Raw genomic sequence first — 255 nt, forward strand, 5'->3', positions numbered from 1 at the left:
GTTCCCGGTGTTCGTCATTGTGATCCTGCACTACAAGCTCAACCCGGACATCTGGCTGAGCCCGCTGATCGTACTGGGCACCCAGTGGTACATCCTGTTCAACGTGATCGCCGGTGCCACCGCGTTCCCCAACGATTTCAAGGAAGTCGCCGCCAACTTCCGCATTCGCGGCTGGCTGTGGTGGCGCAAGGTGATGTTGCCGGGGATCTTTCCGTACTACGTCACCGGCGCGATTACCGCGTCCGGCGGTGCATG

Annotated in this window: 1 protein-coding gene; it reads left to right on the forward strand. The window is 60.8% G+C overall.

Features of this window, described 5'->3' with window-relative positions; translation table 11 throughout:
* Window positions 1-255: ABC transporter permease subunit (locus AC3XQU_RS24310; protein ID WP_489876681.1), on the forward strand; the 255-nt coding region annotated here is incomplete at both ends.

It is taken from the genome of Telluria sp. AZSoR62, assembly GCF_058111565.1.